This is a genomic window from Butyrivibrio sp. WCE2006 (genome assembly GCF_000701985.1).
GTDB lineage: Bacteria > Bacillota > Clostridia > Lachnospirales > Lachnospiraceae > Butyrivibrio.
Map to the genome: position 1 here is coordinate 3,436 of NZ_KL370845.1, position 10,737 is coordinate 14,172.

Annotated in this window: 12 protein-coding genes and 1 pseudogene; 1 reads left to right on the top strand and 12 read right to left on the bottom strand. The window is 35.8% G+C overall.

What is annotated here, in order from left to right:
- Positions 1–712 precede the first annotated feature (712 nt).
- From T501_RS19585 to T501_RS19605, 5 genes are all read right to left on the bottom strand, one after another.
- Positions 713–1,309, bottom strand: a complete 597-nt coding sequence (locus tag T501_RS19585) for a PBECR4 domain-containing protein (RefSeq protein ID WP_156094541.1) — start codon at positions 1,307–1,309, stop codon at positions 713–715.
- A gap of 902 nt (positions 1,310–2,211) precedes the next feature.
- A complete protein-coding gene (locus tag T501_RS19590) occupies positions 2,212–2,790 on the bottom strand; it encodes a hypothetical protein (protein WP_026512275.1) in 579 nt (192 codons plus the stop codon).
- Positions 2,787–3,023, bottom strand: coding sequence for a hypothetical protein (locus T501_RS19595; RefSeq protein WP_026512274.1), 237 nt, complete (start codon positions 3,021–3,023; stop codon positions 2,787–2,789). The genes T501_RS19590 and T501_RS19595 overlap by 4 nt, the downstream gene beginning before the upstream one ends.
- A 193-nt stretch (positions 3,024–3,216) precedes the next feature.
- Positions 3,217–3,954: a DUF3226 domain-containing protein gene (locus T501_RS19600; protein ID WP_156094542.1), complete on the bottom strand. Its 738-nt coding sequence runs from the start codon at positions 3,952–3,954 to the stop codon at positions 3,217–3,219.
- Complete coding sequence (locus T501_RS19605) at positions 3,951–5,066, bottom strand: AAA family ATPase (protein WP_044917239.1); 1,116 nt, start codon at positions 5,064–5,066, stop codon at positions 3,951–3,953. Before T501_RS19605 ends, T501_RS19600 begins: the two co-directional genes overlap by 4 nt.
- Positions 5,067–5,522: 456 nt before the next feature.
- Between T501_RS19605 and T501_RS23080 the strand changes: the two genes are divergently transcribed.
- Positions 5,523–5,735, top strand: coding sequence for a hypothetical protein (locus tag T501_RS23080; protein WP_156094544.1), 213 nt, complete (start codon positions 5,523–5,525; stop codon positions 5,733–5,735).
- Between the two features lie 99 nt (positions 5,736–5,834).
- Here T501_RS23080 and T501_RS19610 read toward each other — a convergent pair whose 3' ends face one another.
- From T501_RS19610 to T501_RS19640, 7 genes and pseudogenes are all read right to left on the bottom strand, one after another.
- Complete coding sequence (locus tag T501_RS19610) at positions 5,835–6,353, bottom strand: hypothetical protein (protein ID WP_156094545.1); 519 nt, start codon at positions 6,351–6,353, stop codon at positions 5,835–5,837.
- 83 nt (positions 6,354–6,436) lie between these two features.
- Complete coding sequence (locus tag T501_RS22810) at positions 6,437–7,060, bottom strand: flavin reductase (RefSeq protein WP_044917252.1); 624 nt, start codon at positions 7,058–7,060, stop codon at positions 6,437–6,439.
- 96 nt (positions 7,061–7,156) lie between these two features.
- Positions 7,157–8,092, bottom strand: a pseudogene (locus T501_RS22815) (Rieske 2Fe-2S domain-containing protein); the annotation flags it as partial.
- Between the two features lie 124 nt (positions 8,093–8,216).
- Positions 8,217–8,618, bottom strand: a complete 402-nt coding sequence (locus tag T501_RS19625) for a hypothetical protein (RefSeq protein ID WP_156094546.1) — start codon at positions 8,616–8,618, stop codon at positions 8,217–8,219.
- A 293-nt stretch (positions 8,619–8,911) separates the two neighbouring features.
- Positions 8,912–9,094 (bottom strand): hypothetical protein, encoded by a 183-nt coding sequence (locus T501_RS19630; RefSeq protein ID WP_044917245.1) that lies wholly within the window; start codon positions 9,092–9,094, stop codon positions 8,912–8,914.
- Between the two features lie 2 nt (positions 9,095–9,096).
- The gene (locus T501_RS19635; RefSeq protein ID WP_026512268.1) at positions 9,097–9,966 is read right to left on the bottom strand and encodes an ImmA/IrrE family metallo-endopeptidase; all 870 of its coding nucleotides are present in this window, start codon (positions 9,964–9,966) and stop codon (positions 9,097–9,099) included.
- On the bottom strand, positions 9,959–10,306 hold the full coding sequence (locus T501_RS19640) for a helix-turn-helix transcriptional regulator (protein ID WP_044917247.1): 348 nt from the start codon (positions 10,304–10,306) through the stop codon (positions 9,959–9,961). The genes T501_RS19635 and T501_RS19640 overlap by 8 nt, the downstream gene beginning before the upstream one ends.
- Positions 10,307–10,737 lie beyond the last annotated feature (431 nt).

Here is a 10,737-nt window from a genome sequence, read left to right on the forward strand (position 1 = left end):
CAATTCGTATACTTCAAATAGATATTTGGTGTACTTTTCTAAGTACAATTTTGATAAAATATAAAATAGTCAGCTTCATTATTCACTTGTCAAGGTACGCCTTACTTGGGGATTTATTGCGGAATGCAAAGAACTAATAAAGGAACTTGAGGTTCCTTTATTAAGAGTATTGATATAATACCCTCATTGTCTATTGAACTTTTCCTCAAATTGATGACCGCTCCAGGTCACCGCCCCTTCATAAGTGACAACATCATTTAGAATGTAATATTGTCTAACAATGAGTATTATATCATCCACCTAATAAATAAAAATGTAAAAATTATAAAATAATTATAAATTATAGTTTATTTATGTTTATAAAATCGTTTAATTATTACTGCTATTCAATCCTATATATTTTCTCTATTTTCGCATTTAATAAAAACTAAATTTAATATTAATCATAAACACAAAACAAAAGAGTACACAACATTCCCTACTGTGTACTCTTTAATCATTTTGAAGCAGCGTTAATATCAGATGCGCTCAGCATTGTTATTTGCTTACACACATGCTTTCCTAAAATCATTTATAAGCTTTTGAAAACATGCCGGATCCTTGGTTGCCCTTCCTATATCTTCTATTCTTCCGGCTGAATATATCCACCCGTAAAAGTCTTGTATTATGTTCTCTCGTTCTACAAAGACTAGTAGCTCGCTATAGCTCCTCATCACTCCTTGTAATTCGGATGTCTGAATTGTTCGGTCTTACCAACACCTTCAATCTTTTCTTTCAACATCAGATATCTTTTCCCACCCCAATAGGATGTATTGGTCCTGGCAAAGCACGAAACAATACCATAATAATCCTGACCGCTCCTTTTACGGATGAAAATGTAGTATTCTTCATCAGAGTTTACTCGTTTACATGTAATCAAATAATCTGCGCGTATGAATGTACGATTACCATGCTGAAGCTTATAAATTGCAACAGTGAAATTATCAGAATCAAGGTATTCTTCTAGGTATCCCGCCAGCTCAATCCTATGTTTTATGTTATAGCCCTGCTGATCAGCATAATATTCACTATTCTGAAGATACTCATCAGTAATCTTTCCATTCAAAATCTGTGATATGATCTTCTTTTTGTTCTTTGGTATATCAATGTCCGATAGGTGTTGCAGCCCTAAAATATGAAACAAATCCTCATCATAGAAATTTATTTCTATTTCTTCTAATGGCTTTTTCAATCCAGCTGATAATACTATTCTATACCTTATCTCCTTTAGCCTTTCAAAAGAAAGTGCTGCCTGTTTCAATAAATTCATCTTTCACCATAAAATGCCTTGCATTGCTGCAAGGCATTTTGACTCATTATTTGTAACTTTCTTTCGTCAAAAGACTAGGTGCGCTATGGTAAGTTACCACCTTTATAGTCCTCCATGTTCACCGCTTCGCACCGCGGCTCGCACTTCATAGGAGCGTCCTCTTTAACCTCGGGACCAAGGAAGAAGCTACCTTCTTAACTGTATAGTACCATGATATGTTCTTTTTTTCAACCTTAATCATTACATTCCACGGTATGCCCATACATATTTTTTCATTTCTTATTATTCTAGAATAATCTATTTCAAAAAAGTATAACATTCACTGTTCTTGAATTATGGATATCGCATTGATCATAACAAATACATCATTTATCTACCCCATAAAAATATGTCAAAGGTCTTCTAATTCAGAAAACCACCTATTCTCTTTAGTGGGATTAATTACACCGCATCTGATATAAATGTGAGAACATGATGCATTCCCCTCTCGTTTGTAACAAATCTGCGAAGACATACCAGAAACGAAAATATTGAAAGCAACCAACTCATTCCGTGCCAATCATAATCAGTAAAATCCTTGCTATGACTAATTCCACAAATAACATGTACTAACCTCAGATTATTTTTTAACACTTCTTTGATAAAGCAGACCATATCTCTATATAGTTAATTATCTCTATATATCGTCACCTAGAAATTCATTATTCGGGATACATACACATCGTCAAATCCGTCAATTATTGTTTCTCCATCATACCGCCATACATTCAGTCGGTCCCATTTTCAAGAAAATTCTCACCAATACTTGATTCCTTCGATGGTCCATTCATTTAGACCTTTAGAACAGACAAACCAAAGGATTGCTTGTTTCATATTGCTATGTTTTCTTTGAAGCCTATTCCTTAGCTATCTATTTCTCCATTCATCAATCTAAATATTCTCTCCTTATCCCATAGATTATTGGGATATATTGTTAATTCTTCTTTGTGCTTCCTAATAATTCTTATAGGCTTATCCCCTGAATTATCATAAACATGCAAAATATCACATATATCCAAAAGAATGTTGATATTCTTTAATGACTTCCAATACCTGAATCTAACTTTTTCATCATCAACATCGTGACCCCCTTGTGATACTCTCGATCTTATTCTAGCAACATTAATTTCCGGATTTGATGTTAAAACAAATACCCCTTTAATAAAATATCCTTCATCCTTTGCCTTATTTAAAATATCCAATTTGTAATTAGATGATAATACCGTTTCAAAAGATATGTCCTTGTGCTCTTTTATTGCAAGCCATCTTCTTTCATCAACAATTCTTGCAGCTTCAATGTTTGAACATCCCGTTGCTTTAACTACATCATCTGCATTTGTATATTCACCAACCATTTCAAAAAATTCAGTTATAGTACTTTTTCCAGATCCATTAGGACCAGCAAAGAACAATATCATTGGCTTTATTTCTTTTGAGTTCACTTTATTTCTCCTTTATTGGGATATTCTAGAAATGCGTGATCTGTAGTGGCATCATAACGTGCGATAGGCTTTTGTTTGATTTCAATCCTACTAATTGCTGCTTTTACAGCGGCATTGGCTCGCTTATCCATTTCTGCATCATTTGCTGAAATCAATCCCTTTTCCAACAAAAATTTCGAAGTGGCATTTTTTCTTGCTATCCGTACATTTTCCTCATCATATTTTTTTCTCATATCTTTTTACCTCTATCCCCAATATTTTCTTTCGGAGGATTCACCCCCACACTCATTGTTGCTTCTATTACTACCATACTCTTAAACCGTCCAAATTACGTCATCACAAAAATATATCATTACAATTAGGCTCTATATGACTTTTTCTAGAGATATGAAATGGAATAACTCTGATAATTCTAATTGTCATCCTTTATTTTAACAACTCTGTTATCATTCCAAACTGCTCTTTGGTAGTCTTAAACTTACTCCAATCCACAGAATCTATTATTTCTTTCATTATCCTAAACGATTTATCCGGAGCAAATATAGATAATGAAACTCCCATCTTGGCCTTTACCCTGTCTCTACGTCCTTTTAAATACACCTCAGACTTGAAAGAATCTAAGAATTCTTGAACTTGATTTATAACTTCCTTATTCTCAGGAAGATTTTCAGAAAGAGCATCCAGCATGAATGTCTCCAGAGCACCTTGTTTATTTAATGGAACAAGCATATATCCTAGTCGGATGGAAACCTTTCCATACCAGTTATCGTATTCAGCACTACACCACCCATTAACTACCAATCTTTCATCAGAAAAGGTTGCTCCCAACTTGCTTTCAATAATATCCGAAATGCTTTTTGGACGCTTTTCTGTAGCACTTTCGTCATCATTATCTGTAACAACTAAAATACTGTCTATAATATGTTCATTGGTTTCCATAAGACATATTTGCTCAATACATCTTGTAAAATTATCGCTACCATTATCCAATATCCCAATGTATTCACTCTTGCCATTGATATACCAATTGACACTTTCTTTGGGGAGCGGATTATTTTTGAAGGTTTTCTGATATTTCCAGTCCGTAGTATTTTCTATGTAGCTACCAATCAGAATCTGATCAGTATTTCCTTCGCAGATTATTAACGACTTTATCTTCATCATCTAAGCTCCATGTTAAAACTATTCCTAACTTCACAAGCCTCTCTCGCACTAAGATTTCTAACTGCTATTTTCCCGTCATTATTTCTCATGGTAATAATATTTACTTTATCCATTAGACTTTTCTTTTTTCCTATTTCTTCAAGGTATCTGTCTATAAACTCCTGATTATGTGTGGTAATAAAGAGTTGAACATTATTCTTTATTGCATATTCGCTGACGTTTTTACAAAAATCAGCTTGAGCACCAGGATGAAATCCCGTATCTATTTCATCTATACATATTATTGAATTCTTATATATGCTCAGAGCTCCGATTATATAGAACCACCTTTGAACTCCATCTCCATATGCATACAAAGGAAGAGATGTCCCATCCTTTTTAACTACACTAACAGGGGCCTGAGAGCCATCCGGATACGGAATCATATCGAAGTTTGCAATCTCAGGAAACACTTTACTAATTCTTTTTACAACTTCATCAAGCATTCCCTCTCTTTTTAGAGCCGCATACATTTGAACACTTTCCTTAATAGCGATATGTGAAAGCACATCTATATACTTAGCAGACACAAACGATTTTGTGTTTGATACCATAGATACAGGAGCAGTTACATTAGCGCGAACTTTATTTCCACCATGTGTAATATCCCACTGTGCTATTATTGGAGGATTATACATCTGCATATTTATAGGATTGGGTTGTTCTGCAACCATATCATTGGTCCTTAAAACTATTTTGTCCATATGATTTTTAAATGAAGGATCAAATTCAGCCATTAAATCTGAAGGATATATGGAATGTACAAATCTTTCTTTTTTTCCGTTATATACTCCCTCAAATGCCATTGTTAGTGGCATGTCGTGGGGCTGATTAATCATAGACAACAGTTCATCCATAATCCAGTATTGATTTGCAGAAGGATATCTTGCTCTTCCCAAGGGAATAGCCATCATTGGAGCTACATTCTGGCCGCATGACCATGTATAAATAGCTTCCAGTACAGATGTTTTTCCTATATTGTTATCTCCAAGCACATAATTTATGTTATTTAAGTTTTCTAATTTGAAATTGTTATACTTTCTAAAACCTTCTATTTGCAGTGATTCCAGCATATAACCCTCCATTTGTACTGTATATATGTTTTTTAAATTATTCCTTCTTCTCGTATGTTACCTTTAATTCTACCATACCCATGAATAGATTTCTCAAAACAGTTATTTCATAAAAATGTGTCGTCTAAACCTACCTAATTAGATTACTCAAAGCGCTTTCTTCAACTCGCACTGAAGGCGCATATTTATCCAGTAAGGCTTGCAGCAAAACCATGTTTGATGGTGAAAAATCCGGTGCAACTTTAATTACCATATCCTTTATGGCATTATCACTTAAATGTAAGTCGATATAATCCGGTAACATATTAACGTATTTAGAAAAGTATAATGATATAAATACTTATCCTCTGATTTTTTATACATATTATACCCCAACAAATGATATTAGCTGTATAAAGTCACTTCGGTTTTCATCAACATTTTGTAAAGGATACTATTGTTATGTATACCCTTATTATGGCAAGTCACAAATCCTCATCATTCACCGAATCAAACATGGAAACCCATATATCTTACCATCCTGATTTAAACAATGCATTGGCTTGTTTTCATCAAAAAATGGTAGAAGCCATTACATCAAACCATAGCTTCTACATGGTTCAGCTCCTTAACGAGGATTACAATCAAATAGAAATAGGCTGCAAGTACAATGATATAGAATGCCCATAATCATATTATAATCCTGTTTTTAGCATTTGATTAATCTAAATCACTGCTTTTCCCTATGGTAATACCAAAGGAGATGATCAAAACCATTCCGACTCATCTCTATACCCGATGCTTTTCTAATGCAATCAACAGCCATCCTATATATTTTGTAAACTCTTTATAATAGTCCTTGGGTATTCTACGAGGCTTTTTTGTACTTATAAGCATCATTTTTTCAAGTTCATTGATATAATCCTTCTCTTCAGTATTTTCTCCCTTTAATTGTTCTATGCGAAGTTGCTGGAAATATAATTCATGCTCATCCTCTTTATCAAAATGCGTTGATAGCATTAGTCCAAAAGCGGCAACCATCAAGCAAATATTAAAGAACTGCTCTCCCAGATCATCCCTTAGTTCGACAGCCTTCCCAATTACTAAGGATAGAAGCGTCTGTCTTGAAATCAAATTCATTGATCTGTTTCGAATAATAAGCTCAGCATTTTCATCTAAATGCGAAAGCATCGCTAATATGCCATCTCGTGTTTCATAGATAGTTTTGTACATATGATTAAAGTTGGGGATCATCTGATTAAAGAGGTCGATGAGTTCTGCTCTGTCCCATGTTCCATCTTGTCGCAATGAAATAATTATGTGCAAATATAAAAGGAACTATCGCCTTCAATAACCAAATCACTGAAGCGTAGTTCCTTTTACAAATACTTTTATCTCACAACCTTCTCAAAATCCGCCTTAGGGTGCTTGCATATAGGACATATGAAGTCATCGGGAAGTTCCTCGCCTACCCATTCGTATCCGCAGATTTTACAGCGCCATATTGTCTCGCCCTTTGGCGTCCTACCAACTGCTTCCGGCTTTGGCTTAATGTTATCCTGATAAAAACTATAGGTTGCTGATGCGGCAGCATCCAGAACTTCCATAGCTTTAGGTATTCCTATAAAAAGTGTATGGGAGCCCAAATCAACTGTCTGCTTTATGTCTATGGAAAAATAGGCATTTGTTCCCCGGGTAATGTATGGTATTCCGTTTTCTGCATGCTTGCAGTCTGTAAAGTCCTTGAATTTGTCCACATCTCTGCCTGACTGAAATCCAAAGTGCTTAAACAGTTCAAAATCTGCTGCCTCACTTATAACCGATATGTTACATTTCTTTGTCTGCATCACCATATCATGTGTGTAATTTGCCTTATTTACCGCAAAAGAAATCTGATTTGGCTCTGATGCCACCTGAATGGCAGTGTTAGTGATACAGCCATTTTCTTTTTCACCATTTTTAGCTGTAAGAACAAATAATCCATATGACAGTTTGTACATAGCCTTGTTATCCATAGTGTTCCCTCCTGTGTTTGTGACAGATACCGTCTCCGGTTCTTTGGGTTTCTTTGATATGGTTCCATCATTAAGCTGAAGTGCATTTCTTTTGTTTCTGTATTCAATAATTGGAAGATCCGCTGCAACGAGGTTTTCTCCAATCTTTAAATCTGACCTCTTGGGAAGCTGCGTTTCAACTATTCGTTTATCCTGGCGCTCCACTATCTTATTTGCCCTGCTGCCCAGCCATGCTATAAGACTGTCAACGGGCTTAAAGCCGGTAATCTTGTTATAAAACCTCAAGGCAATTATGGAATTCTCATCATCAACAGGGATAAAAAACGCAAGAATCATAATCTTATCCGTAACATGATTAAGCCACATATTTGGGAATTTAAATGTCAGGTTCGTACTCTTTATGATACTTTCATCAGAACCCTTTGGAAGCTGCCCCTCGTCCACCTCATTATTGGCACTTGTCTGCAATGTATTTTCATCAAGCCAGATAACCTTGGGCCCATTACAAAGAGTTTTATTCCCCCTGCCTATCGTATTATGATGAACAAAAGCAAGATGTGACACATCAAGCTGGTTCTCTATCACTCTGGAATAATGTACGCTCCAGCAATCTTCTGTATGATCATAAACATAGGATTTATCCGTTATCACATCAAAATAATCCGGTTCGCAGTCCGGCTCACCGTCGCCATACCAGGCAAAAATTATTCCGCCAATTTCTCTGGTAGGATAGTGTTTTAATTTTAACCTTGAAAAATCCTGATGAGAAGCTTTTCCCTCAGACGGAATATAGACAGCCTTTCCGGAAGTATCATACTCGATTCCATGAAACGGGCACTTTATGTTATCATCCTGAATCCGTCCTTTGCACAAAGATGCCCCGCGGTGTGCGCACAGACTGGAAACCAGACTTACTTCACCGTCTTTTTTCCTGAAAAAAATCAGATTTTCACCAAAACGCCTTGCAGCAAGGAGCTTGCCGGGTTTTAGATAATGAGACGACAAAACCGCATACCACATATTTTTAATCATAAAAAATCCCCACTTTGAAAAATAAGGTACACAGCAAATGCCGCATACCTTATACCCATGCCTTTAGGTGAATTATAACATATATGTCATAAATAAATTATTATAATTTCGTGAACTCCCGTCTCTACTCTTCCTCCTGAAAGTCGAACTCATAGAATAAATATTTTCTGCATAAGAGCAAACCCCCTATACATACAATGCGGATCAGCGCATCCACCGGCTCTTCGTGTCCCACAACCAGACCTCTTGCTATCGCAAAGATAAGGACTTCGACTATGGTATTCATGGAGTGTTTTATCAGCATTCTAATAAACTCGATGACGATAATCGCATTAAATGCGGTAAGAAGTATGTCCTCTACATAAGCATCAAATGCCAGACTATGAAATGTAAAGACATGTATCGCCAGCTGAATGCAGCTATAAATTACTCCCAGCAGCAGGATTGCAGCCACTATCTTTTCCAAAAAGCTTGGCATCCTAAGAATTAATTTATGAAACTTGTCGTACAGGCTTTTGTTCATCATTCTTCCTCGCAAAAAACTTCTGAGTTATTGTTCAGTCCTCGCTATTTATCTTCCAGCTCCCTTACCCTTTTTTCCAAGAGCCCCTGTGTCTGGATAGTGTTTTTTCTCCGAGACTTAAGATTGCTTCTACGTCAAATCCAAGTCTTCCAAGGAAGTTATTTGATTTTTCCAGACTGTTCACCGCATTGGAAAAAGCCTTTGATAACTTCCCATATTGCTTGCTAGTGTTACTACGCTTTCTACAAGCTGCGCTATGAGTGCTACAAACATAAGTACAATCGCCGCCAGGATGGTTATGAGCGCAATGGATCCAAAAATACTTTTTTATAGTCTTCAAATTTAAACGCCCCAACATTATTCTGAAGTCCACTTCTATCGGGCGAAATAAAGATATTTGTATCAAGAAAAATCTTCTGACTCGGGTCCTTAATCATTTCCACGAAGGCAGGATTGACATTCTTTACATCAACTTTCATCTTCAATCCTCGCTTCCAAAGTATTCCTCAAGTTCATCATCAAGCTCATCTACCATCTCAAAGCCATAATCATCCGGTTTTTTATTAAACAATAATAAGAGCTTTGTAAACTCGTCATCATCAATTAAACCATCTTCATAATTATTTATGACTGTTTCGAGGACTCTATTAGAAATGCCTATCGTCTTTGTCTTTTTATTAAGAAGCTGCGATATCTCATTATCTGTGTTCTTTAATATTTTTCCGTATATGCTGTTCTGGTCTCTGCATTCTAATTCATATAATGTAAGGTATACACTTTCAGTAATATGGTTTTCTTCCGATAACCTCTTAATTAGAGATTTATACGGAAGCCACCAATCACATTGCAGACGTGCAACAAATCTAAGAATCTTTAATTCTGCAAATCCAGAAATGTCATAAGATCCAAATGATTCAAAAACGCGATTTTTCAGTTCTTCTGCAGGAAGCAGTAACTCTGCAGCAAATCTGTCCGCTTTTTTTTCAATCAATTCATCTTCTATGTCCATATCCAATGAGTATGCTTTTCCAGTCTTTGTTTTATAATGATAAATCTCATGCGCAAGTGCAAAAATTTGCTCATCATAATAACTGGATGTATTTAGTCCGATAAATGTAAACGTCTCTTCACCATTTTTAAACCATGTGATATTTCCATATGTATGAGTCCCCTCAGAGTCAGCAAAAGGATATTCGCACAACAGAATATCCTCTTTTTCAAGTATCATACGTATGTCACTTCCTAATGGAACATTGGGAAATACCCCGAAATCCTTCCTTGTCTGAATCGACAGCTTCTTAACTTCGTCAATATCTTCTCTTCTAAGTACATAACCGCTCTGCTTATTCATGACGTAAAGCCTTTCTCAAAAGAATCTGCTGTTTGGCTGCTCGCATCATTTCAAACATATGATCAACTCCCGCTTGTTCTTCTAGAGACATTTCTGATTTTCTAAATGCTGTATATACTGCTGGTTCAGAATCTTCGAAAAGCGACGTAATATCAAATTTTAAAGCATTTGCCAGTTCTTCTAGCTGAAGAATAGATGGAATATATTTATTCTGCTCCATCCTGCCTATCATCTGTCTATTGATTCCTGTCTTTTTGCTCAACTCATCCTGTGTGATACCCATGGCTGTCCTTGACTCTCTTATTACATTTGCCATTTTTTCTAGGGATAAGCGTTTCATATTTTTCTCTCCTAACTGTCCATACTACAAACCATTCGTGGTACTACAAATACCATATCTTTCTTTGGGCACTATATACTATCAATGTCATTAACTTTAGAATGAATTAACCAACGCCAAAGATATGTTCGGTTAACTTTAGCATGATACATCATCAATAAGTTCCGAAAGCCAAGCTATTGCACTACCCTCAGCATAATTTATCGCTATAGAAATATTATTATACTGCACATTGACAATTGACAAGCATGACAAAAAGACGAAATCACCTAATGTTAATAGAGAGGTGCCTTCATCAGTATAAATGTTGTATGATTGTATATGGAAATGGTGGAACTCTATTGTTTAATTACGATAGCAGAAACTTATCGGAAGCTTAAACCTGTGCTGGCGGGCAAAGGTTCTTCCAGGCCTGATTGGCTCAATATTTT

What these genes read in the sequence shown, in the direction of transcription:
- T501_RS19585 (WP_156094541.1), bottom strand. Translation starts at nt 1,309, where the DNA reads ATGAATTTATTGAAACAGGCAGCACTTTCTTTTGAAAGGCTAAAGGAG.
- T501_RS19595 (WP_026512274.1), bottom strand. Translation starts at nt 3,023, where the DNA reads ATGAGAAAAAAATATGATGAGGAAAATGTACGGATAGCAAGAAAAAAT.
- T501_RS19600 (WP_156094542.1), bottom strand. Translation starts at nt 3,954, where the DNA reads ATGATGAAGATAAAGTCGTTAATAATCTGCGAAGGAAATACTGATCAG.
- T501_RS19605 (WP_044917239.1), bottom strand. Translation starts at nt 5,066, where the DNA reads ATGCTGGAATCACTGCAAATAGAAGGTTTTAGAAAGTATAACAATTTC.
- T501_RS23080 (WP_156094544.1), top strand. Translation starts at nt 5,523, where the DNA reads ATGGCAAGTCACAAATCCTCATCATTCACCGAATCAAACATGGAAACC.
- T501_RS22810 (WP_044917252.1), bottom strand. Translation starts at nt 7,060, where the DNA reads ATGGATAACAAGGCTATGTACAAACTGTCATATGGATTATTTGTTCTT.
- T501_RS19625 (WP_156094546.1), bottom strand. Translation starts at nt 8,618, where the DNA reads ATGATGAACAAAAGCCTGTACGACAAGTTTCATAAATTAATTCTTAGG.
- T501_RS19630 (WP_044917245.1), bottom strand. Translation starts at nt 9,094, where the DNA reads ATGAAAGTTGATGTAAAGAATGTCAATCCTGCCTTCGTGGAAATGATT.
- T501_RS19635 (WP_026512268.1), bottom strand. Translation starts at nt 9,966, where the DNA reads ATGAATAAGCAGAGCGGTTATGTACTTAGAAGAGAAGATATTGACGAA.
- T501_RS19640 (WP_044917247.1), bottom strand. Translation starts at nt 10,306, where the DNA reads ATGAAACGCTTATCCCTAGAAAAAATGGCAAATGTAATAAGAGAGTCA.